At 72.2% G+C, this 21,156-nt stretch carries 25 protein-coding genes and 6 pseudogenes; 11 read left to right on the top strand and 20 right to left on the bottom strand.

Annotated elements, in window-relative coordinates; translation table 11 throughout:
• Positions 1-77 precede the first annotated feature (77 nt).
• The 9 genes and pseudogenes from AC1QRC_RS01960 to AC1QRC_RS02000 form a co-directional block, all read right to left on the bottom strand.
• Positions 78-803 (bottom strand): annotated as a pseudogene (locus tag AC1QRC_RS01960) (dihydrodipicolinate synthase family protein); the annotation flags it as partial.
• A gap of 94 nt (positions 804-897) precedes the next feature.
• A pseudogene (locus tag AC1QRC_RS01965) lies at positions 898-1,098 on the bottom strand (ATP-binding cassette domain-containing protein); the annotation flags it as partial.
• On the bottom strand, positions 1,095-3,212 hold the full coding sequence (locus AC1QRC_RS01970) for a dipeptide/oligopeptide/nickel ABC transporter permease/ATP-binding protein (protein ID WP_484205184.1): 2,118 nt from the start codon (positions 3,210-3,212) through the stop codon (positions 1,095-1,097). The pseudogene AC1QRC_RS01965 and the gene AC1QRC_RS01970, both read right to left, overlap by 4 nt.
• 1 nt (position 3,213) lies before the next feature.
• Positions 3,214-4,170: an ABC transporter permease gene (locus tag AC1QRC_RS01975; RefSeq protein ID WP_484205185.1), complete on the bottom strand. Its 957-nt coding sequence runs from the start codon at positions 4,168-4,170 to the stop codon at positions 3,214-3,216.
• A complete protein-coding gene (locus AC1QRC_RS01980) occupies positions 4,149-4,457 on the bottom strand; it encodes a hypothetical protein (RefSeq protein ID WP_484205186.1) in 309 nt (102 codons plus the stop codon). Before AC1QRC_RS01980 ends, AC1QRC_RS01975 begins: the two co-directional genes overlap by 22 nt.
• A gap of 134 nt (positions 4,458-4,591) precedes the next feature.
• Positions 4,592-4,750, bottom strand: a complete 159-nt coding sequence (locus AC1QRC_RS01985) for a hypothetical protein (RefSeq protein WP_484205187.1) — start codon at positions 4,748-4,750, stop codon at positions 4,592-4,594.
• Positions 4,750-4,998: an ABC transporter substrate-binding protein gene (locus AC1QRC_RS01990; RefSeq protein WP_484205188.1), complete on the bottom strand. Its 249-nt coding sequence runs from the start codon at positions 4,996-4,998 to the stop codon at positions 4,750-4,752. The genes AC1QRC_RS01985 and AC1QRC_RS01990 overlap by 1 nt, the downstream gene beginning before the upstream one ends.
• Positions 4,995-5,234: a hypothetical protein gene (locus AC1QRC_RS01995; RefSeq protein WP_484205189.1), complete on the bottom strand. Its 240-nt coding sequence runs from the start codon at positions 5,232-5,234 to the stop codon at positions 4,995-4,997. Before AC1QRC_RS01995 ends, AC1QRC_RS01990 begins: the two co-directional genes overlap by 4 nt.
• Entirely contained in the window at positions 5,234-5,860 is a 627-nt protein-coding gene (locus AC1QRC_RS02000; RefSeq protein ID WP_484205190.1) for an ABC transporter substrate-binding protein, read from the bottom strand. The genes AC1QRC_RS01995 and AC1QRC_RS02000 overlap by 1 nt, the downstream gene beginning before the upstream one ends.
• 194 nt (positions 5,861-6,054) lie before the next feature.
• On the opposite strand from AC1QRC_RS02000, the gene AC1QRC_RS02005 reads away from it, so the two are divergent.
• Positions 6,055-6,786 (top strand): FadR/GntR family transcriptional regulator, encoded by a 732-nt coding sequence (locus tag AC1QRC_RS02005; protein ID WP_484205191.1) that lies wholly within the window; start codon positions 6,055-6,057, stop codon positions 6,784-6,786.
• On the opposite strand, the gene AC1QRC_RS02010 is transcribed toward AC1QRC_RS02005, so the two are convergent.
• Positions 6,747-7,277 carry a hypothetical protein gene (locus tag AC1QRC_RS02010; RefSeq protein ID WP_484205192.1) on the bottom strand — a complete coding sequence of 177 codons (531 nt, stop codon included), beginning with the start codon at positions 7,275-7,277 and terminating at the stop codon, positions 6,747-6,749. The genes AC1QRC_RS02005 and AC1QRC_RS02010 overlap by 40 nt on opposite strands.
• 22 nt (positions 7,278-7,299) lie before the next feature.
• Here AC1QRC_RS02010 and AC1QRC_RS02015 point away from each other — a divergent pair, with 22 nt between their 5' ends.
• Complete coding sequence (locus AC1QRC_RS02015; protein WP_484205193.1) at positions 7,300-7,971, top strand: amidohydrolase family protein; 672 nt, start codon at positions 7,300-7,302, stop codon at positions 7,969-7,971.
• The gene (locus tag AC1QRC_RS02020; protein WP_484205194.1) at positions 7,968-8,432 is read left to right on the top strand and encodes a hypothetical protein; all 465 of its coding nucleotides are present in this window, start codon (positions 7,968-7,970) and stop codon (positions 8,430-8,432) included. The genes AC1QRC_RS02015 and AC1QRC_RS02020 overlap by 4 nt, the downstream gene beginning before the upstream one ends.
• On the opposite strand, the gene AC1QRC_RS02025 is transcribed toward AC1QRC_RS02020, so the two are convergent.
• Positions 8,408-8,791: a DUF2784 domain-containing protein gene (locus AC1QRC_RS02025; RefSeq protein WP_484205195.1), complete on the bottom strand. Its 384-nt coding sequence runs from the start codon at positions 8,789-8,791 to the stop codon at positions 8,408-8,410. The two genes, AC1QRC_RS02020 and AC1QRC_RS02025, sit on opposite strands and share 25 nt — an antisense overlap.
• Positions 8,792-8,897: 106 nt before the next feature.
• On the opposite strand from AC1QRC_RS02025, the gene AC1QRC_RS02030 reads away from it, so the two are divergent.
• Positions 8,898-9,149 carry a hypothetical protein gene (locus AC1QRC_RS02030; RefSeq protein WP_484205196.1) on the top strand — a complete coding sequence of 84 codons (252 nt, stop codon included), beginning with the start codon at positions 8,898-8,900 and terminating at the stop codon, positions 9,147-9,149.
• The gene (locus AC1QRC_RS02035) at positions 9,146-9,817 is read left to right on the top strand and encodes an EamA family transporter (protein WP_484205197.1); all 672 of its coding nucleotides are present in this window, start codon (positions 9,146-9,148) and stop codon (positions 9,815-9,817) included. The genes AC1QRC_RS02030 and AC1QRC_RS02035 overlap by 4 nt, the downstream gene beginning before the upstream one ends.
• A 41-nt stretch (positions 9,818-9,858) precedes the next feature.
• Here AC1QRC_RS02035 and mgrA read toward each other — a convergent pair whose 3' ends face one another.
• A complete protein-coding gene (mgrA, locus tag AC1QRC_RS02040) occupies positions 9,859-10,899 on the bottom strand; it encodes an L-glyceraldehyde 3-phosphate reductase (RefSeq protein WP_484205198.1) in 1,041 nt (346 codons plus the stop codon).
• A gap of 45 nt (positions 10,900-10,944) precedes the next feature.
• Here mgrA and AC1QRC_RS02045 point away from each other — a divergent pair.
• Both AC1QRC_RS02045 and AC1QRC_RS02050 read left to right on the top strand, forming a co-directional pair.
• Positions 10,945-11,383: pseudogene (locus tag AC1QRC_RS02045) on the top strand (YidH family protein).
• 74 nt (positions 11,384-11,457) lie between these two features.
• Positions 11,458-11,751 (top strand): annotated as a pseudogene (locus tag AC1QRC_RS02050) (DUF202 domain-containing protein); the annotation flags it as partial.
• 18 nt (positions 11,752-11,769) lie between these two features.
• Here the strand turns inward: AC1QRC_RS02050 and AC1QRC_RS02055 are convergent.
• Positions 11,770-13,539, bottom strand: coding sequence for an alpha-amylase family glycosyl hydrolase (locus tag AC1QRC_RS02055; protein WP_484205199.1), 1,770 nt, complete (start codon positions 13,537-13,539; stop codon positions 11,770-11,772).
• 59 nt (positions 13,540-13,598) lie between these two features.
• Positions 13,599-14,375, bottom strand: coding sequence for a VOC family protein (locus tag AC1QRC_RS02060; protein WP_484205200.1), 777 nt, complete (start codon positions 14,373-14,375; stop codon positions 13,599-13,601).
• Positions 14,376-14,472: 97 nt separating this feature from the next.
• Here AC1QRC_RS02060 and AC1QRC_RS02065 point away from each other — a divergent pair, with 97 nt between their 5' ends.
• Positions 14,473-15,285, top strand: coding sequence for a spermidine synthase (locus AC1QRC_RS02065; protein WP_484205201.1), 813 nt, complete (start codon positions 14,473-14,475; stop codon positions 15,283-15,285).
• Positions 15,286-15,298: 13 nt separating this feature from the next.
• On the opposite strand, the gene AC1QRC_RS02070 is transcribed toward AC1QRC_RS02065, so the two are convergent.
• Positions 15,299-16,174 (bottom strand): hypothetical protein, encoded by an 876-nt coding sequence (locus tag AC1QRC_RS02070; RefSeq protein WP_484205202.1) that lies wholly within the window; start codon positions 16,172-16,174, stop codon positions 15,299-15,301.
• Positions 16,175-16,311: 137 nt separating this feature from the next.
• Here AC1QRC_RS02070 and AC1QRC_RS02075 point away from each other — a divergent pair, with 137 nt between their 5' ends.
• Positions 16,312-16,992: a response regulator transcription factor gene (locus AC1QRC_RS02075; RefSeq protein ID WP_484205203.1), complete on the top strand. Its 681-nt coding sequence runs from the start codon at positions 16,312-16,314 to the stop codon at positions 16,990-16,992.
• 18 nt (positions 16,993-17,010) lie between these two features.
• Here AC1QRC_RS02075 and AC1QRC_RS02080 read toward each other — a convergent pair whose 3' ends face one another.
• The 4 genes and pseudogenes from AC1QRC_RS02080 to AC1QRC_RS02095 form a co-directional block, all read right to left on the bottom strand.
• Positions 17,011-17,457 carry a CoA-transferase gene (locus AC1QRC_RS02080; RefSeq protein ID WP_484206720.1) on the bottom strand — a complete coding sequence of 149 codons (447 nt, stop codon included), beginning with the start codon at positions 17,455-17,457 and terminating at the stop codon, positions 17,011-17,013.
• Complete coding sequence (locus AC1QRC_RS02085; RefSeq protein WP_484206721.1) at positions 17,378-17,578, bottom strand: hypothetical protein; 201 nt, start codon at positions 17,576-17,578, stop codon at positions 17,378-17,380. Before AC1QRC_RS02085 ends, AC1QRC_RS02080 begins: the two co-directional genes overlap by 80 nt.
• 245 nt (positions 17,579-17,823) lie before the next feature.
• A complete protein-coding gene (locus tag AC1QRC_RS02090; protein WP_484206722.1) occupies positions 17,824-18,150 on the bottom strand; it encodes a CoA-transferase in 327 nt (108 codons plus the stop codon).
• A gap of 70 nt (positions 18,151-18,220) precedes the next feature.
• Positions 18,221-18,454 (bottom strand): annotated as a pseudogene (locus AC1QRC_RS02095) (CoA-transferase); the annotation flags it as partial.
• 124 nt (positions 18,455-18,578) lie between these two features.
• On the opposite strand from AC1QRC_RS02095, the gene AC1QRC_RS02100 reads away from it, so the two are divergent.
• Positions 18,579-19,385, top strand: a complete 807-nt coding sequence (locus tag AC1QRC_RS02100) for a PfkB family carbohydrate kinase (RefSeq protein WP_484205204.1) — start codon at positions 18,579-18,581, stop codon at positions 19,383-19,385.
• Positions 19,386-19,591: 206 nt separating this feature from the next.
• Positions 19,592-19,804, top strand: a complete 213-nt coding sequence (locus AC1QRC_RS02105; RefSeq protein ID WP_484205205.1) for a YchJ family metal-binding protein — start codon at positions 19,592-19,594, stop codon at positions 19,802-19,804.
• A gap of 24 nt (positions 19,805-19,828) precedes the next feature.
• Here the strand turns inward: AC1QRC_RS02105 and fgd are convergent.
• Positions 19,829-20,844, bottom strand: a pseudogene (fgd, locus tag AC1QRC_RS02110) (glucose-6-phosphate dehydrogenase (coenzyme-F420)).
• Between the last annotated feature and the right edge of the window lie 312 nt (positions 20,845-21,156).

A 21,156-nucleotide genomic window follows, 5' to 3' on the forward strand; every position in this document is an offset into this window, starting at 1 on the left:
GCCCGCCGCAGGCGGACGACGATCGTGGAGCAGACCTCCACCCGCTCCCGCTCGGTCAGGTAGGCCGTCTCGCCGGTCGATCCGAGCGCGAAGAGGCCGTGCACCCCGCTCCCGACCAGGTGGTCCACCAGTCGCTCGAGCGAGGGGTGGTCGACCTCACCGCCGGGCGTGAACGGCGTCGCCACCGGCGGCACGACACCGGTGAAGGTGGGGGCGGTCGGCGCGGGGACGCCCTCGGTTCGGGTCATGGTGGGTTCTCCGGTCATCGGGTCTGGCCGGCGCCGTCCGGCGCCAGGAGGGAGGGGGCCGCACCCAGCAGGGAGCGGGTGTAGTCGTCCGACGGGTCGTCGAAGATCTGCTGGGCCGTGCCGTACTCGACGATGCGGCCGCTGGTTCATCACCGCGATCTCGTCACTGACGTAGCGGACGGTCTGGATGTCGTGCGAGATGAAGACCATGCCCAGATCGAGCTCGTTCTTGAGGTCGGTGAGCAGGTTGAGGATCTGGGCCCTCACGGAGACGTCCAGGGCCGAGGTCGGCTCGTCGGCGACGATGATCTGCGGGTCGAGGACCAGCGCCCGGGCGATCGCCACGCGCTGCCGCTGACCGCCGGAGAGCTGGCCCGGCAGGGCGTCGAGGGCGGACGAGGGCAGGCCGACCATCGCGATCAGGTTCTTCACCCGCGCCTCCCGCTCGGCGCGGGTGCCGATGCCGTGGATCTCCAGCGGGTCGATGAGCGCGTCGCGGATCAGCATCCGGGCGTTGAGCGCGGTGGCGGGGTCCTGGAAGACCACCGACAGCACCCGGCCCAGCCGCTTGCGCGACGGCGGGGGTGAACCGGGTGACCGGCTCGCCGGCGAAGACCACCTCGCCGCTCGTCGGCTGCTCGAGCCCGATCAGCACCTTGGCCGTCGTCGACTTGCCGGACCCGGACTCGCCCACGATGCCGATCGTCTGCCCGCGGCGCACCGCCAGCGAGACCCCGTCCATGGCCGTCACGTACTTCCTGCGGAACAGCGAGGAACTGCGGGAGGTGAACCTGACGTGGACGTCGCGCAGCTCGACGACGGGCTCCTGGCGCAGGGTGTCGGTGCTCATCGTGCCGCTCCGATCGGGCGGACCGGATCGTCGTCCGGGTGGCCGTTGTAGAAGTGCTCGGTGCCCTCGATCTGCCGGCGGACCGGGCGGACGCCCCGGTGCCGCTCGGGGTCGGCCGACCGCGGGGCGAACCGGTCGCCCTCGGGGAAGTCGCGGGGCGAGGGGACCGTGCCCGGCACCTGGTGCAACCGGTCGGATCCCGACTCGATGGACAGCACGGCGCCCAGCAGGCCCCGGGTGTACTCGTGCACCGGCTGGGTCAGCAGCTCGGAGGTGCGGCCCTGCTCGACCACCTGCCCGGCATACATCACCGTGATCCGGTGGGCGAGCTCGGCGACCAGGGCGAGGTCGTGCGAGACGAAGAGCATTGCGAAGCCGAGCTCGTCGCGCAGCCGGTTGAGCAGGTCGATCACCTGGGCCTGGACGGTCACGTCCAGTGCCGTGGTCGGCTCGTCGGCGATCACCAGGCGGGGATCCCGGGTCAGCGCCATGGCGATGAGCACGCGTTGGCGCTGACCGCCGGACAGCTCGTGCGGGTAGGAGGCCAGGGTCCGCACCGGGTCCAGCCCCACCAGCTCCAGCAGGTCCTCGGCCGAGCGGGTCCCCCCGCGCGACGTGAGCTGCTTGAGCTGGCTGCGGATCAGCATCGCCGGGTTCAGCGAGGACAGCGCGTCCTGGTAGATCATCGCCAGGTCGTTGCCGCGCAGCGCGTTGCGCTGCCCGGGCGACATGGTGAGCAGGTCCTTGCCGTCGAACAGGATCTCGCCGCTGATGGTCGCCCGCGGGTCCAGCAGACCCATGATCGCCAGCGAGGTGATCGACTTGCCGCAGCCGGACTCCCCGACCAGCGCCATCGTCTCGGAGGGGCGCACCGTGAAGTTGACGTTGTCGACGACCCGGACGTCGCCGTGCCGGGGGAAGGAGATGCTGAGGTCCTTGACCTCCAGCAGGGGGGAGCCCCCGCCGTCGTGCACCAGACGGTCCCGGCGCTCCAGCTCGCGGACCCGCAGCTCGGTGAGCCGCTGCTCCAGCGGGACGACCGTAGTCGTGGCCTGCAGCGCGGGCTCCACCTCGACGTCGGCCAGGTCGGACACCTCCGCGGCCTCTCCGGCCACCAGGTGCGCACCGTCCTCGTCCGCCGTGTCCGCGACGTCCAGCCCGGCGGCGACCGCCACCGGGTCGGCGTCGGCCGTCAGCGGCGCCTGCGCGGCCTCCAGGTCGTGGGTCGCCTCGTCCGCGCCGGCCGCGTCGTCGCTGACCCTGCGCTGACGCGGGGACACCATCGCGTCGGTCATCCCCTCGGACAGGATGTTCAGCGCGAGGACGGTGAGCATGATCGCCAGACCGGGGAAGAAGGTGGCCCACCAGAAGCCGCCCATCACCAGGTTGCGGCCCGCGGCGATGATGTTGCCCCAGGAGGGCTCGGGGTCGGGGACGCCGGCCTGGATGAAGGACAGGGAGGCCTCGAAGATGATCGCGTCGGCCACCAGCACGGTGGCGAAGACCAGGATCGGCGCCAGACAGTTGCGGGCCACGTGCTTGGCGATGATCCGCGGGGTGGAGGCGCCCATGACGCGGGTGGCCGCGACGTAGTCCTCGCCGTACTGGTCCAGCACGTTGGCGCGGACCACGCGGGTCAGCTGGGGCACGTAGAGGAAGGCGATGGTGAGCACCAGCACCGGCAGCGACCGGCCGAACACCGAGACGAACACGGCGGCGAGGGCGATGCCGGGGAAGGACATGACCACGTCCAGCACGCGCATCAGCGCCTCGGACAGCCAGCGGGGGGCGGTCGCCGCGATCGAGCCGAGCACGGCGGCGACGGCCAGCGCGATGCCGGTGGCGGCCAGCCCGATGACGAGGGAGTAGCGCGCGCCGTAGGCCATCCGGGCGAAGATGTCGCGGCCCTGCCGGTCGGTGCCGAACCAGTGCTCGGCGCTGGGGGCCTGCACCGGGGGCCCGGAGGCCAGCGGATCGTAGGCGGAGACGAGCGGGGCGAAGACGGCCACGAGCGCCACGAGCAGCACGAATCCGACCGCGATCCAGGAGGTCGGGGGCAGCCCGCCGAGGCGGAGTCCGGGGACGGAGAGTCGCTGGGTCAGTCCACGTCGCATGTCACACCGACCTGATCCGGGGGTTGATGAGGACGTACAGGAGGTCCACCACGATGTTGATCACCACGAAGGCCAGGGCCACGGTGAGCGTCACGCCCTGCACCAGGTTCGGCTCGTTGTTGGTGATCCCGTTGAGGATGAGCGTGCCCATCCCGGGCAGCGCGAAGATGATCTCGATGATGACGGCGCCGCCCAACAGGTAGCCCACCCGCAGGCCGAGCACCGTGACGGGGGTGATCAGGGCGTTGCGCAGCACGTTGCGTGCCACCACGACGACGCGCGGCACCCCGGCGCCGACGGCGGTCCGCACGTAGTCCCGGTCGAGTTCCTCCACGACGGCGGTGCGCACCACCCGGGACAGCTGCCCGATGACCGGCACGGCCAGCGCGAACGCCGGCAGCGCCATCCGACTCAACCAGCCACCGAAGTCCTCGGTGGGGCCGGGGAGCGCACCGGACGCCGGCAGAACGCCGAGCCCGAGGGTGACCGACTGGATCAGCAACATCGCCAACCAGAACGACGGGGTGGAGAGCGCGGCGATGGACACCAAACGGATCGCCTGGTCCGGCCAGCGGTCGCGGTACACGGCGGCGACCACGCCCAGCACGACCGCGCCCACGACGGCCACGAGCAGCCCGAGGAAGGTCAGCTGGAGGGTGATCGGGAAGGCCCTGGTCACCTCGTCCATGACGGGCAGCTGCCGCGCCGAGTAGGTGCCCAGGTCACCGCGGAGCAGGCCACCGAGGAAGCCGAGGTAGCGCACCAGCAGCGGGTCGTTCAGGCCGTGCGCCTCCCGGTAGGCCTCCCGCTGCTCCAGGGGTGCGTTCTCGCCGAGCGCGTTGAGGGCGGGGTCCACCTTGGAGAAGGACATCACGACGAAAACCAACAGGGTGATGCCCAGGATCATCAGCGGCAGCTGCAGGATCCGGGTCCCGATCAGCCGGAGCACGTTCGACACTGGTGGACCTCGCTTTCGGGGGTGGTGGGGGCAGGGTGGACCTGCCCGGTGACGGCGGGGCCCGAGACAGGCCCCGCCGTCACGGGTGGCAGGGTCAGCCGTTGGCGACGCCGACGTTGAGGAAGTACAGTCCCCGTCGTGGGCACCGGGTTGAACCCGGTCAGTGCCTCGTCGTCCCACGCGGTCGGCAGCTGCCGGTGGAACAGCGGGTAGAGCGGGACCTGCTCGCTCATCAGGTCGTAGACCTCGTTCCAGGTGGACTGCTGCTCGTCGCCCTCCTGGCGCACCGCGGCGTCGAGGAGCTCGGTGATCTGCGCCGAACTCGGGGGTGTCCGCCCAGCGGTAGCGGTCGTTCGGCCACACGCCGTCGTCGTACCACCAGCGCATCAGCAGGTCGGCGTCGTTGCCGAAGACCGACGGGTCACCCGGGGCGATCATCACCTCGAGCTCGCCGGAGTCGACCTTGGCGTACTGGGCCGGCGGACTGGCCGATGTCCAGGGTGGTGTTGATCCCGACCGCGTCGAAGGACTCCTTGAACAGCGGCGCGATCTCCTGCACCCAGCCGGTGTCGGTGGTCATCAGGTTGATGCGAGAGGTCCTCGACGCCGGCCTCGGCCAGCAGCTCCTTGAGCCTTCTCCGGGTCGTAGGTGTAGACTGCGTGGCCGCCGGGTTGTAGTTCGGGTGGTTCTCCGGCAGGAAGCGACGTGGCCGGCTCGGCGTTGCCGAGCAGCCCGGTGCCGATGATGGTGTCCATGTCCAGGGCGTAGAAGAACGCCTGACGGACGCGGACGTCGTCGAACGGCTCCAGCTCGGTGTTGAACATCATGAAGAGCAGGCCGAAGGACTGCGACGCTCTCCACGTGCACCTGGTTGCTCAGGCCGTCGACGTCGATGTAGGGCACGTCCTCCATCGCGTGGATGGTGCCGGAAGTCATCGCGGTCGCCGCGGGCGGCGGGGTCGGACAGCAGGTTCCAGTTCATCCCGGCGGCCAGGGCCGGGCGCGGCCCGTTGTAGTCCTCGAACTTCTCGAAGACGAGCTTGTCGTCCGGGACGGCGGACATCAACTGGTAGGGGCCGGTGCCGATCGGGTTGGCGCCGAAGTCCTCGGGGTCCGCCTCGACGAGCGGCCTGCGGGACGATCTTGACCACGCTCGAGGCGCTCGTTCACCAGCGAGAACGGGTAGTCGGTGGTGATCCGGACGGTGTCCTCGTCGACCGCCTCGGCGGTGTCGATGAAGTCCACGAAGCCGGCGAAGAAGCCGCTCTCCTCCGGGTCCGTGGTGCGCTCGAAGCTGAACACGACGTCCTCGACGGTGACCGGCTCACCGTTGTGGAACGTCGCGTCCGGGCGGATGTCGACCTCGTATGTCGTGTCGTCGACCTGGGTCGGCAGGTCCACGCCCAGGGCGGGGTAGACCTCGCGGGTCACCGGGTCCATCTCGGTGAGGCCCTCGAAGATGTGCCAGTTCGCGGCGACGGTCACGGCGCCGGAGGCCAGGACCGGGTCGAAGCTGCCGCCGAGCGGGTAGGAGATACCCGCCTCGATGATGGCGTTCTCGTCGTACTCGCCCTCGGCGGGCGGCTCGGCGGTGGCGCCGGCCTCCTCGGAGTCGTCGTCGGCGTCGTCACTGCCACCTCCGGAACAGGCGGTGAGCAGGAGTGCGGCCGACGCGATCGCGGCGACCATGGTGCGAGTGCGCCGCGGGCGGCGCTGAGAGGTGGTTCCGTACATGGCACTCCATCCACGTCGTTGTCTGATGTCTGACGTACTATAAACACAGACGCCGTCCGGCACAATACGGGTGACTCACCGCGGGCACACGGGTGACGCACGGCGGACAGCACGGGACGACGGCAAGGGACGACACCGAGGATGGACAGATGACTCGCGACACGACGGCGCGGCGCCCGGTGACCAGGCGCTCGGAGCGGATGCGTCGCTCGACCACCGCCGACCAGATCAAGGAGCTCATCCTCACCCAGGGCCTGCACACCGGCGACCCGTTGCCTACGGAGGCCGAGCTCTGCGAGCAGCTCGACGTCTCCCGGTCCTCGGTGCGGGAGGCGATCCGGTCGCTGGCCACCCTCGACATCGTCGAGGTGGTGCACGGGCACGGCACCTTCGTTGGCCGGATGTCCTTGGACCCGATGGTGCAGGCGCTGGTGTTCCGCGGGGTGCTCTCCCCCGGGGACCAGTTGCAGGCGCTGCGCGAGGTGGTCGAGATCCGCCAGGCACTCGACCTGGCGATGGCCGAGAAGGTCGTGGCCGCCGTCTCCGGCAGCGAGCAGCCCGAGCTGGAGTCGCTCGTCGGGCAGATGGTCGACCAGGCTGCGCAGGGCAACACCTTCCTGGACGCCGACCGCGCCTTCCACACCACGCTGCTCGACACCGTCGACAACGGGCTCGCGGGCCAGCTCGTCGCGGCCTTCTGGGATATCCACACCACGGTCCTGCCGCGCCTGGGCCTGGCCCTGCCCGGCGACATCGCGCTCACTGCGAAGGCCCACGGCGACATGCTGACCGCGGCACGCGCGGGGGACGTCGACGCCTACCGGACCGCCGTGGTCGACCACTACGCGCCGCTCCAACGGTCCCTGGCGAAGGTCCGGTGACCGTGCTCGTCGCTGCCCACCGGATGCTGCAGGCCGACGGGGCCCTCGGCGCCGGCTGGCTCCGCACGGACGGCGACCGGATCGTCGCCACCGGGACCGGCGCGCCGCCGGCAGGGGCCGACCTCACGGTGCCGGTGCTCTCTCCCGGGTTCGTGGACCTGCACTGCCACGGCGGCGGCGGTCACTCCTACGACGCCGGCAACCTCGACGACGTCCGGGCGGCCCTCGGTGCGCACCAGCAGGAGGGCACGACGACCACGCTGCTCAGCCTGGTCTCGGCCGACATCGACACCCTCGCCGGGCAGGTGAAACGCCTGACGGAGCTGTATGCCGCGGGAGACATCGCCGGCATCCACCTGGAAGGCCCGTGGCTGAGCCCGTCGCACAGCGGGGCGCACGACACCGCGGCACTGTGCACCCCGACCCCCGAGGGGATCGACCGGCTGCTCCGTGCCGGCCGGGCGGAGCCGCCCGGCCAGCACCGGGGACACCGACGCACCGGGAGCCGTGCGGATGGTGACCCTCGCCCCGGAACTCCCCGGGGGCCTGGACGCCGTGCGTCACCTGTCCGGGGCCGGGGTCGTCGTCGCGATCGGCCACACCGACGCGGACGAGGACGATGCCGCCCGGGCCGTGGAGGCCGGCGCGTCCGTGGCCACCCACCTGTTCAACGCGATGCGCCCCGTGCACCACCGGGCGCCCGGCCCCGTGCCCGCCCTGCTCGGTGACGACCGGGTGGTCGTGGAGCTCATCGCCGACGGGGTGCACATCCACCCCGCTGTGCTGGCCATGGCCGCCCGCAGCGCCCGCGGGGGCTTCGCCCTGGTGACCGACGCGATGGCCGCGGCAGCGGCGCAGGACGGCGACTACCTGCTGGGTGGGGTGGACGTCGAGGTCCGCGACGGCACCGCCCGGGTCGCCGCCACCGGCGCGATCGCCGGCAGCACGCTCACGATGGCAGGTGCCGTGCGCACCGCGGTGCGTGCCGGCATACCCCTCGCCGACGCCCTCACGGCGGCGACGGCCGTGCCCGGCCGCACCCTCGGGCTCGGCGATGTCGGCGTCCTGGCGGAGGGCCGTCGGGCCGACCTGGTCTGTCTCGACGATGCGCTGCAGGTAACGTCGGTGCTCCGGGCGGGCACGTGGGTCGTCCCGCCACCGGGCACGACGACAGGGGATCCATGACGGACGACCGCACGACAGCACCACTGCTGACCAGCGGGATTCTCGCCAGGGCCGCCGCGACCGGTGTGGCCGGTGCCGCGCTCAGCGTCGACCGCCACCCGACGGCGATGCGGCGCCTGGGGCTGCTCCTCGGTGCCGGCGCGGGCGGGGCGGCCGCGCTCGTGGCCCGTGGCCACCTGCGCACCGACACCGACACGGACGGGCCGGCGGGGGGTTCCGCCGCCTCCGAACCGCCGATGGGCCCGGTGGCGGCCGCGGCCCTGGGGGTCGGGGTCTTCGCCGCCACCGCCGGGGTCAGCGAGGCAGGGCTGCGGGCACAGCGCGGCCTCGAGCGGTGGGCTGCCCGCACGAACGGGCACCCGCGCCTGACCGTGGGCCTGCTGACCGCGGCCATGTCGCTCGGCATCGACCTGGCCGAGCGCGCCGCCTCCCGCCGTCAGCCCAGCGCCACCGAGCGCTGACCGGAGCGGGCGGCCCGCCACCACAGGCAGGCCCAGGAGGTCACCACCAGGAGGAGGACCAGCGCCTGGAGCAGCCGGAGATACTGCCCCGGGTACACCACATCCGTCAGATAGTGCTCGATGAACCCGCCGGCCACGAGCTGCTCCCGCCCGGCCTGGACCCTGGCCCAGTTCTCCAGCGCGGTGAGCGGGCAGCCCCATCCCATCAGCGCGGTCGAGAACCCCCAGGCGACCGCGGGCAGGTGCCACCAGAGGACTCCGGGGTGCCACCACAGCGCGAGGTATCCGCCCAGCGCCACGAAGAGCAGAAACGCCAGGTGCACCACCATCGCCACGTCGGCGAGGACCCGGTACGCCATGTCCCAGGATACCCGCACCGAGCCCTGTCCCCGGGGGGTCGCGGGCGGAATCGGGAGCTGACCCCCGCACCCCCAGGGCGCCTCCCCGGGGTCTACAGTCCGCCTGGTGAGCACCGGTCCACTCGCGGGCGGGAGCAGGTCAGCGGCCCGTGCGGGCACGGCGATGGCCGTGGCCTCGATGACCGGCGTACAGCTCGGACTGGCCGTCGCCGTGCTGCTCTTCGACCGGATGGGTCCCGAGGGAGCCGGCTGGGTGCGGCTGACCTGGGCCGCGGTCATCTTCGTGCTGGTCGCCCGGCCCCGCCCCTGGCTCATGGCGCGCCGGCACCTGTTACCTGCGTCGCCCTCGGGGTGGTGACGGCGGGGGTCACGCTGCTGTTCATGTATGCCGTGGAGCGGCTGCCGCTCGGCACCGCCAGCGCCCTGGAGTTCCTCGGGCCGCTCGGGGTGGCGGTCGCCCGCAGCCGGGACCGTCGGGCGTTGCTCTGGCCGGTGTTGGCCGGCGTGGGGGTGCTGCTGCTCACCGAGCCCTGGCACGGACGCATCGACGGGCTGGGCGTCGCGTGCGCGCTGGGCGCCGCGGTGTGCTGGGCGCTCTACATCCTGCTCACGCAACGGGTCGGCGACGCCCTCTCCGGGGTGGACGGACTGGCCATCTCGATGCCGGTGGCGGCGCTGACCGCGACCGCGCTGGTCGGCCACATCGCGCTGCCGACCATGTCCTGGGAGAACGCGCTCCTGGGGCTCGGGCTGGCCGTCCTGCTGCCCGTCGTCCCGTTCGCCCTCGAGCTGTCCGCCCTGCGCCGGCTCACCACGGCCGCCTTCGGCACGCTGATGAGCCTGGAGCCGGCGATCGCCCTGCTGCTGGGCCTGGTCGTGCTGCACCAGCAGCCCGGGTGGTGGCCGGTCCTGGGGATCGGCTTCGTCGTGGTCGCCGGCATCGGCGCGGAGCGGACGGGGGCCCGTGACGAGGGGCCGCCCGATCCGGACGTCAGCACCGGAGAGGCCCGGTTCGTCGTGCCCTGAGCGGGCCACGCCAGCCCCCAGCCCACCACCGTGCGCGGGTGTCACTCCCCGGTGCGGGCTCCCTGCCACAGGTCGATGCCGGCGTCCACGGCATACCGGTCGATGGTGGCCAGCTCCTCGGCGGAGAACGACAGGTTCTCCGTCGCGGCGACGTTCTGCTCCAGCTGGCGCACGCTGCTGGCGCCCACCAGGACCGAGGTGACCCGGTCGTCGCGCAGCGCCCAGGACAGCGCCATCTGGGCCAGGCTCTGGCCGCGCCCGACCGCGATCTCGTGCAGCGCCCGGACGTAGCCCAGCGCCTCCTCGGTCAGGAAGTCCGGCGACAGCGACTTGCCCTGGGCCGCCCGCGAGTCCTCGGGGACCCCGTCGAGGTAGCGGTCGGTGAGCATCCCCTGCGCGAGCGGTGAGAACGCGATGCAGCCGGCGCCGACGTCCTCGAGGGTGTCCAGCAGTCCCTCCTGCTCGACCCAGCGGTTCAGCATCGAGTAGGACGGCTGGTGGATCAGCAGCGGGGTGCCCAGGTCGGCCAGCAACCCGGCCGCGCGGGCGGTGTCCTGCGGGTCGTAGGAGGAGATGCCCACGTAGAGCGCCTTGCCGGACTGCACGATGGAGTGCAGCGCACCCATCGTCTCCTCCAGCGGCGTCGAGGGGTCGGGCCGGTGGTGGTAGAAGATGTCGACGTAGTCCAGCCCCATCCGGGTCAGCGACTGGTCCAGGCTCGCCACCAGGTACTTGCGGGACCCCCCGACCTGGCCGTAGGGGCCGGGCCACATGTCCCACCCCGCCTTGCTCGAGATCACCAGCTCGTCACGCAGCCCGGCGAAACTGCGCCGCAGGTGGCGACCGAAGTTCTCCTCCGCGGCGCCGTAGGGCGGGCCGTAGTTGTTGGCCAGGTCGAAGTGCGTCACCCCCAGGTCGAAGGCGCGCCGCAGCACCGCCTCCTGCCGGTCGAACGGGACGTCGTCGCCGAAGTTGTGCCACAACCCCAGGCTGACCGCCGGCAGGTCCAGGCCGCTGCGGCCCGTCCGCCGGTAGGGCATCGCGTCGTAGCGGGTCGGGTCGGGGGCGTATGCGCTGGCCATGCCACCATCCTCCCCGAGCACGGCGGGCGGGGCTACGGTGGGGTCGTGACGCAGCACGAGCAGCCACCCGGGACGGACTCCGCCGCCGGGGCCCCCGTCTCCCGGGAGGCGCTGGACCCCGACCGGCGCTGGCTGGCCCGCACCCTGCTGCCGGGCGGGGAGGAGCCCGACCCCCGGTTCACCCTCGCCAACGAGCGCACCTTCCTGGCCTGGATCCGCACCGCGATGGCGCTGCTGGCCGGGGGGATCGCGATCGAGGCCTTCGCCGTCGACCTCTTCGAGGTGCCGGTCCGCAAGGCGGTCGCACTGCTGCTGATCGGCCTGGGGATGTTCGTGAGCGGCGGGGCGTTCCTGCGGTGGATCGGCGTCGAGCGGGCCATCCGGCACCGGGCGCCACTGCCCGCTGCCGCTCATCGCGCCGGTGCTCGGGATCGGTGGGGCCGTGGGGGCGTTGGTCGTTATCTACTTCATCGCCACCCGATGACCGTCCCCCCGTGGGTGCCGCGCCCTCCGGCGCCGCCGCCGACCCACACGGCGGCGGCTCTCGACCCGGGGCTGCAGCCGGAGCGCACCAGCCTGGCCTGGAGCCGCACCTGGCTGGCCATGGTCACGGTGAGCGCGGTCTTCCTGCGCTGGCTGCCGCACTACGGGCCGGGGCTGCTGCTCCTGCCGCTGCTGACCCTGCTGGCCGCCGTCTGCGTGGCGCTGACACAGCGCTACCGCACCCACCGCGACGTGCTCGGCATCCAGGAGGACCGCGGCGTCGCGGACCCGCTGCCGCCGCTGCTGCTCCTGCTGCTGGTCGTCGCGCTCAGCCTCGCCGGCGCCTGGTTCGTGCTCGCTGCCCCGTGACAGCGGCCGGGCGAGGGGTCAGCGGGTGTAGATGACCAGGCTGTAGGGGCCGACGTCGACGCGCGCATGCGCGGGCAGCCCGTCGTACTCCCCCGCCTCGGCAGCGAGGTCACCCGAGGCGTGGTCGCCGAACAGGGCGCTGTAGGTGCGGGCGTCGGAGTTGAAGCGCAACCGCCAGGTGCCGTCGCCGGGCATCCCGATGAGGTGCCCGGAGCGTGCCTCCTGGCTGGCGTTCAGCACCACGACCACGTCCTGGCCCTCGCCGTCGGTGCGCAGCCACGCCCCGACCTTCGCCGTGTTGTCCAGGTGCAACAACCGGGTATGCCGTCCGCCGAGTCCCGCACTGTCGCCGGCGTGGTTGCGGCGCAGGTGGATCAGGTCGCTGAACATCCGGACCACGTCGCGGAAGCCCTCGGCCCGGGGCCAGTCGAGCGGCACGTCGTCGCGGAACCACTCGTCCTCCAGGAACTCCTGCCCCTGGAAGACCATCGGGATCCCCGGGGAGGTGAGCACCACGGCCGCGCCGAGGGTGGCCAGTTTCTGCGCCTGCCAGCCGGACGGGTTCGCGCCGTCCACCTCGTGCGGGACCCGGGCCTTGCCGTTGGCGACCTCGTCGTGGGACTCGGTGTAGATAACCCGGTCGAAGGGGTGGGCGTACTCATAGCTGACCGCCGCCAGCAGCGTCTTCATCGACCGGTGCGCGTCGTCCCCAGCCGTGAGCACCTCGCGGACGGGATGGACGAACTGGTTGTCCCACTGGGCGTGGAAGGCCGCCCCGCCCGGCCCCGTGGAGGTGACGGCCGGCTCACCGTGCAGATCCTCGGCGATCATGATCGCGCCGGGGAACTCCTCGCGCACGGCGAGCGCGATCTGGCGCATCAGGTCCCACCCCTCGGGGATGTCCATCCCGGTGGCGTCGACGCTGCGCATGTAGGGCGTCATATCGAAGCGCAAGCCGTCGATGTGGTAGCGGCGCAGCCACATCAACGCGTTGTCGTGGATGAATTGACGCACCTGGGGACGCCCGTAGTCGGGGCGGGTGGCACCCCACGGGGTCTGCGCCCTGTGGTCGTTGTAGAAGTAGATGCCGCCGCCGTCGCCCTCGCCCCACCCGTCGAAGCGCCACAGGTCCAGGTCGCTGGGCCCGAAGTGGTTGTAGACGACGTCGAGGATGACCGCGATCCCGTGCCGGTGGGCCTCCTTGACGAACGCCTTGAGCGCGTCCGGGCCGCCGTAGCCGGACTCCACGGCGAAGATGTGCGCCGGGTTGTAGCCCCAGGAGAGGTCGCCGGCGAACTCCATGAGCGGCATCAGCTCGATGGCGTTCACGCCGAGGTCGCGCAGGTAGTCCAGCTTTCCCGCCGCCAGCTCCAGGTTGCCCGGCCCGCCCGGGCCGCCGACGAAGGACCCGATGTGGGTCTCGTAGATGACCAGCTCGTGGTGCGGCGGGCAGGAGAAGTCGTCGCCCTCCCAGTCGAATGCCCCGTCGTCGTAGATGATGCCGTTGCCGACCGAGCTGGTCACCATGCGGGCGTACGGGTCGACCCGGTCGAGCGTGCTGTCACCGACCTGCAGCCGGAACTTGTACTCATCCCCCGGCCCGGCCTCCGCCACCTCTGCGGCCCAGTAGCCGTCCGACTCGTGGGTGAGCGGGTGCGCCGTCCCGGACCAGTCGTCGAAGGTCCCGGTCACGTGGACGGCGTCGGCGTTGGGGGCCCAGACCCGGAACGTGGTGCCGTCACCGTGGGGGACGGCGCCCATGCCGGGGCTGACTTCGGCGGCGGTCATCGGTGGTGTGCTCCTCGCGGGTGGGGGCGTGCCGGACGGTCAGCCACCCTACCCGCGGGTCAGTCCCGTTGGAGCACGGCGAGGACGTTGCCCGCCGGGTCGGTGAACCAGGCGATCAACGGCCCACCCCCGCGGTGGATGCCCCAGTCGTCCTGCGACATACCGTCGTAGCGCAGGAACGTGAGGCCACGCGCCGTCAGGTCCCGGACGGCCGCCTCGACGTCTGCCACCGGGAAGTTCAGTACCGTGAAGGTCGCCGGGACGTGGTCGTCCTTGGCGTAGATGAGCAGCTGACGACCGCCCAGGGTGAGGGTGAGCAGTCCCATCCCGGGATCGTGGGTGACGCGGAGCCCGAGCGTGCCGCCGTAGAACTCCTGCGCCGCCCCCAGGTCGTCCACGGAGAACCCGCTGAACGCCTCCGAGGCCAGCAGGCCGCCGGCGAGCGGGCCGTCCCTGCCCTCCATGGCGGTGCGGTGCTCGTCACTGAGCTGGATCACCTGCACGTAGTTGCCGTCGGGGTCCTGGGCGGTGGCGAACAGGCTGCCGTCCCTGTCCTCCACGGGCGCGACCCACCGGCCGCCGGCCTGCTCTACCCGGTCGGCGAAGGCGCGCACGTCGTCGACGTCGAAATTGAGGATGGTCCGCGCGGGGTCGGGGTGCGCGGCCTGCACGTCTGCCCGCGGGTCGATGAAGAGGTAGAACTCGTTCGCATAACCCAGGATCCGGTAGTCCCCCTGCCGGTCGTCGCTGCGTGGCGGCAGCACCGCGGTGTACCAGGCGTGCAGCCGGTCGGGGTCGGTGGTGCCCAGCATCGCGCTCCCCAGGATCGTGCTCATCGTGTCCTCCGGTGTCGTGGCGGCCGGCCAGCCCGGCCCCCTGTGCCCACGACCGACCGGTCCCGGGCGCGGGACTCATCGGTGCGACCCTGGGTGCGTGCACGAACTCCGACCCGGGACCCGGCTGACCCCAGACCCGGAGGTCCCCGGCTGCTGGCTGCTCGAGATGGGCGGCGCCGCCCAATCCTGCGTCGACCCGGCCGACCCCACCCACCTGGTCTTCGACTACGTCCGCAGGATCGGCGACGCGCTCGACCTGCACGGCGAGCCCGGGTCCGCACTGCGGGTCGTGCACGTCGGCGGCGCCGCGATGACCCTGCCGCGCTACCTGGCCGCCACCCGACCGCGCTCGTCCCAGATCGTGCTGGAGCCCGACGCCGAGCTCACCGCCTTCGTGCGGCATCACCTGCCGCTGCCCCCGCGCAGCGGGATCCGGGTGCGCCCGGTGGACGGTCTCATCGGGGTGCGGGCGATCCGGGAGGACCACGCGGACGTGGTCGTGGTGGATGCGTATGCCGGGGAGCGGGTGCCCCCCGAACTGACGACCACGGCGTTCCTCACCGAGGTGCGTCGCGTGCTGCGCGCCGACGGGGTGGTGCTGATGAACCTGGCCGACCAGGCACCGCTGACCTACCTGCGCCGGGCGGCGGCAGGGGTCCGCGAGCTGTTCGGCGACGTCGTCGTCTCCGGCGAGCCCGCCGTGCTGCGGGGGCGCAGGTTCGGCAACCTCCTCGTGATGGGCAGTCGGGGGAGCCTGCCGGTGGCCGGCCTGGCCCGGCGCGCCGCGGGGTCGGCGTTCCCCTACCGGGTGGTGCACGCTGAGGCTCTGGCGCGGCTCGTGGGACAGGCCCGGCCCTTCACGGAGGAGGACAGCGCGGCCTCGCCCCCGCCCCCGACGGGCTGGCGCTGACGCGGGGCAGCCTTCAGGCCACGATCCACCGTCCACCCGACTCGTCGCGGCGCGCCAAGCCGGCCGCCAGCAGCCGGTCCAGCTCCTCGATCGGCAGGCCCCGACCCCAGCGCTCGGCGAACAGGTTCGCGTTGCGGACCAGCCGTCTGACGTCGAGTTCCTCGTGGTCGGTATGGGGGCGGAACTGCCGGAACGCCGGCACGCCGCCGACCCTCACCACCGTCCCCCCGGCGGCGGACACGGCGTGGGCGAAGTCCACGTCGATCCCCTCCTGACCGCGGAACTGGGGGAAGAACCCGCCGGTGGCCCGGAAGTCCTCCGCGGTGATCGCGAAGGAGTCGCCGCTGAAACCCTGGACGGGGTGCTCCACGGCCAGGTGGTCCACCGGCAGCAACGACTCCACGTCCACCGCCTGGGAGTCCAACCGGTAGACGGGATACCCGATGACCGGCGGCGGTGGCGGCAGGCTCCGCAGTTGACCACACCACAGGACCGGCGCCCGGTGGCGCGCGCCATCGCCGAGTGCGTGCTCGGCATACCGCTCCACCAATCGGGCACCGGGGATGCACTGGACGGAGAGGAAGATCAGGACGTCGGCGCCGGCCTCCATCGCCGTCGCCGCCCCCAGGTTGCGTGCGGTCGCGAAGGGCAACCGGGCCGGGTCGACCGTCTGGGCGGCCCGGGTGATGGTGCGCCAGCGGTCCGAGGTGATGGGCAGGCGACCGCGGGAGACGTCCGCGTCACCCATCCCGATGACCACGTGGACGTCCGGCACCCTGCTGCCCACCGCCATGCCACCGACGTGCGACATCAGCTCGTCGTGCTGCCCGTGCACCACGGTCACCAAGGCCGTGCGCGGGCGCGACTCACCAAGCCCTACAGGGTCCATCGATGCTGCCTTTCGGTGACGGATCGCCCCCGGGTGAGGAGGCGGCGCGGATGGCCCGGGTGGGGGGCCGGGCGTGAGCGTAGGCAGGATCCGCTCTCGCGCGGTACACCCCTAGGGGTGGGATCTAGGCTGGGGGCATGACCAGCCAGACCGCAGGCGAGCGCATCAAGGTGACCCTGGCCAACGACGTGGAGGTCGTGGTGCACGGGTTGGCCCAGATGCTGGCGCCCTACAGCGACCTCATCGAGGTGGTGGACCTGGACGTCGAGCTGGCCGACCTGAATGGCCCCGCGGCCGACATCACGCTCTACGACACCTTCTCCCAGGGCCAGGCCGACGGTCCCGGGATCGACCGGGTGCTGCAGGACGACCGGAGCGGCAGGGTGGTCGTCTTCACCTGGAACACCCAGCCGGAGCTGATCAACAAGGCGCTCGGCAAGGGCGTCGTGGGCTACCTGACCAAGGCGTTGCCGGCGGCCGACCTGGTGGCAGCGCTGCAGGAGATCCACCGGGGCCGCACCGTGGTCCACCCCGGCCCGGACGACGAGGACGGTGAGCCCCTCGGTGGTGACTGGCCGGGCCGGACCAAGGGCCTGACCGCGCGCGAGGCCGAGGTGATCTCGCTGATCACCCAGGGGCTGCTGAACCAGGAGATCAGCGTGCGCTGCCGGTTGAGCATCAACTCGGTGAAGTCCTACATCCGGGCGGCCTACCGCAAGATGGGTGTGACCACACGGGCCCAGGCGGTGCGCTGGGGGGTCGAGCACGGGATGCTGCCGGAGCGCCACGCACGGACGGGCGACAAGCCCGGCGCCTGATGCGGGGAGCACATCGGCTCAGCCCCTGACCATGACGGGCGCCCCCGTCGCCTCCACCACCTGCTCCGGGGTCACGCCGGGGGCGCACTCGACCAGGTCGAAGTGGTCCCCGGCAACGTCGAGCACGGCGAGGTCGGTGACGATCCGCTGCACGACACGGGTGCCGGTCAGCGGCAGCGACGCACGTCGGCGAGCACCTTGGGTGCGCCGTCGCTTGGCCTGGTGCTCCATCAGCACGATGACCCTCTGGGCGCCGTGCACCAGGTCCATCGCGCCGCCCATGCCCTTGACCATCTTGCCCGGGATCATCCAGTTGGCCAGGTCGCCGTTGCGGTGGAGACCTGCATGCCGCCGAGCACCGCCACGTCGATGTGGCCGCCGCGGATCATCGCGAAGCTCGTCGGCGGAGTCGAAGAACGCCGCGCCCGGAGCGACCGTGACGGTCTCCTTGCCGGCGTTGATCAGGTCGGGGTCGACCTCGTCCTCCGTACGGGTAGGGCCCCACCCCGAGGATGCCGTTCTCGGACTGCATCACGATGTGCACGCCCTCGGGCAGGTAGTTCGGGATCAGCGTCGGCAGCCCGATGCCGAGGTTGACGTACTGGTCCGTCGGCCAGCTCCAGCGCGGCCCGGGCCGCCATCTGCTCGCGGGTCCAGTGCCACCTCAGGCCTCCTCGGTCCGGGTCGTCGCGTCGCTTCTCGATCCGTTTGCGCGGTCGCTTCCTCGGGGGTCAGCTCGACGACCCGGCTGCACGAACACGCCCGGGCAGGTGCACCGTCGTCGGGGTCCAGCTCGCCCGGCGTCGACGACCCGCTCGGCCTCGACGACGGTCAGGCGGCCGGACATCGCGGCGGGCGGGTTGAAGTTGCGGCGCCGCGGCGTGGAACACGCAGGTTGCCGTGCCGGTCGGCGACGGCGGCCCGGACCAGGCGCGACGTCGGCCACGATGGCCGGTCCTCGAGCACCATCGGACGCCCGCCGAAGTCGCGCACCTCCTTGGGGGAGCGAGGACTGCGCCACCGACCCGTCGGCGTGATACCGGCGTCGGCATGCCCGCCCTCGGCGACCTGCGTGCCGACGCCGGTCGGGGTGAAGAAGGCCCCGATGCCGGCGCCGCCGGCGCGCAGCCGCTCGGCGAGGGTGCCCTGCGGGGTCAGCTCGACCTCGCAGCTCGCCGGCCAGGTACTGCCGCGCGAACTCCTTGTTCTCCCCGACGTAGGAGGCGATGACCGCGCGTCGGATCCGGCGCGCCTCCAGCAGCATGCCCGAGGCCCTGGCCCCGTCCACGCCGCAGGTTGTTGCTGACGATCTCACGGTCAGCCCGTCGGCCCCCTGCTCCAGCAGCGCCTCGATCAGGATCCACGGGATCCCGGCGAGGCCGAAGCCACCGACCGCGATGCGTCGACCCCGTCCGTGATGTCGGCGACCGCCTCGGCCGCCGACGCCGACCACCTTGTCCACGATTCAGTCCTCCTGTGCGCGGTCCACCGGTGCCCCGACTGTATGCCGTGTCCGCGGCCCTCGGCCCGGGGGTCCGGCACCTGGTGCGGCAGCCGCCGCTCCGGTGGTGGGAGGATCGGACACCATGACTGATGCTGCACCCCTCGCCCTGACCATCGCCGGCTCCGAGGCGACCGGTGGCGCCGGCGCACAGGCCGACCTGCGGACGTTCCAGGCGATGGACGTCTTCGGGATGGTGGCCCTCACCTGCATCGTGTCCTTCGACCCCAAGGCCGACTGGGGGCACCGGTTCGTGCCGGTCGAGCCGCAGGTCCTGGCCGACCAGCTCGAGGCGATCACCTCCGCCTACCCGCCGGAGCAGCTCGCGGTGACCAAGATCGGGATGCTCGGCACCCCGGACACCATCGGCACCGTCGCCCGGGTGCTCGGCGAGCGGCCGTTCCGCCACGTGGTGCTGGACCCGGTCCTGATCTGCAAGGGCCAGGAGCCGGGGGCGGCGCTCGACACCGACACCGCACTCAAGGAGCAGGTCGTCCCGCTGGCGACCTTCATCACCCCGAACCACTTCGAGTCGCTGTCCCTCTCCGGGCTGGAGGCCATCGAGACCGTGGAGGACCTCACGGAGGCGGCCCGCCGGATCCACGAGCTGAGCGGCGCGGCCGTGCTGGCCAAGGGCGGCGTGCACCTGCCGGGCCCCGATGCGGTCGACGTGTTCGTGGACGCCTCCACCACCGAGGTGCTCAGCGCACCCAAGGTCGGCGAGGTCGCCGTGGCCGGTGCCGGGTGCACGCTGGCCGCCGCGGTGGCCGCCGCCCTGGCCCGGGGAGCGGAGCCGCTCGAGGCAGCCCGCACCGCCAAGGAGTTCGTCACGACCGGGATCCAGGGGCGCCTGGCCTCCGCCGCACCCTTCGACGTCGTCCGCCAGCACTGACGGTGCCGTGACGGTGCTGTCCGACACCGAGCCGTGTCCCTGTGGCGCGGGGGTGTCGTATGCCGGGTGTTGCCGGGCGTACGTGGTGGACGGTCTCCCCGCACCGACGGCGGAGGCGCTGATGCGCAGCCGCTACACGGCATACGCCCTCGGGGTCGAGGACCACGTGTTCCGCACCTGGCACCCCCGCACCCGGCCGAGCGTCGGTGGAGCAGGACCCGAGCCTGCGCTGGCTCGGCCTGGAGGTGGTCTCGACCAGCGGGGGTGGGCCGGAGGACGAGGATGGGACGGTGGAGTTCCGGGCCCAGTGGATCGCCGGGCAGGGCGCGCACCGCCAACGGGGTGTGCACGCCGAGCGCAGCCGTTTCGTGCGTCGGGGCGGGCGCTGGGTCTACGAAGGCGACGCGTCCGACGACTGAGGCCGCGCCGCGGACCCGCCCTGCTCAGCCGAGGTCGCGCAGCCGCGGGGCCAGGTCCGGCCTCGAACTGGGTCAGGAATCGCTCCTGGTCATGGCCCGGCCCGTGGAAGACCAGGTGGGTGAAGCCGGCGGCGACGTACGGCTCGACCTGCGCGACGACCTCCTCGGGGTCCGCGGACGACGATCCACCGCTGGGCGACCTGCTCGATCGGCAGCTCGTCGGCGAACCGCTCCATCTCGATCGGGTCGTCGATGCTGTGCTTCTGCTCGGCGGTCAGCGACAGCGGGGCCCAGAAGCGGGTGTTCTCCAGGGCCTGGTCCGCGTCGCGGTCGTAGGAGAGCTTGATCTCGATCATCCGGTCGATCTCCCCGGCGGTGCGCCCGGCCTTGGCCAGGCCCTCCTCGACGGCGGGCACCAGCTTCTCGGTGTAGAGGTCCATCCCCTTGCCCGAGGTGCAGATGAAGCCGTCGCCGGCGCGACCGGCATACCGGGCCACCATCGGACCGCCCGCGGCGATGTAGACGGGCACCCCGCCCTCGGGCACGTCGTAGATGCTGGCACCGGACGTGCGGTAGTAGTCGCCCTCGAAGTCGACCCGGTCGCCCTTCCACAGCTCACGCATCAGGCGCACGGACTCGCGCAGCCGGGCGAACCGCTCCTTGAACTCCGGCCACTCGCCGGTCAGCCCTCCGGTGGCGATCTCGTTGAGCGCCTCGCCCGATCCCACCCCGAGGATGACGCGCCCCGGGAAGAGACAGCCCATGGTGGCGAACGCCTGGGCCACCACGGCCGGGTTGTAGCGGAAGGTGGGCGTCATGACGGAGGTGCCCAGCACGATCCGCTCGGTGCGGGCACCCACCGCGCTCATCCAGGAGATCGCGAACGGGGCGTGGCCCCCGTTGTGCCGCCACGGCTGGAAGTGGTCGCTGACGAACGCCGAGTCCATGCCGTGGGACTCCGCCCTCACCCCCAGGTCCACCAGGTCCCTGGGGCCGAACTGCTCGGCCGACGCCTTGTATCCCAGCTTGAGTGCGCTCACCCGCCCCACTCTCCCAGACCGGGGCCGGCGCACGCACTAGGGTCGGGGAGCGTGACGCCGACACCGCAGCAGCCCGAGGGACCGACCGACCTGAAGGAGCGCCTGCGCGGCCTCCCTGTCCGCAGCCATCCGGGGCCGGGACCGCGTCGCGGTCAGCGCGCTCCGGTCGGCCATCGCCGCGGTCGAGAACGCGGAGGCGGTCGACCCGACGGGGCCCGACCGGCTGGGACCGGCGGCGCCGCAGTCAGGCCGAGGAGGAGGGCCCGGTGGCGGGATCCGCCGTGGGGGTCGGGGCGGCGGAGGCGGAGCGTC

The sequence above is a fragment of the Ornithinicoccus sp. genome, from assembly GCF_057176825.1.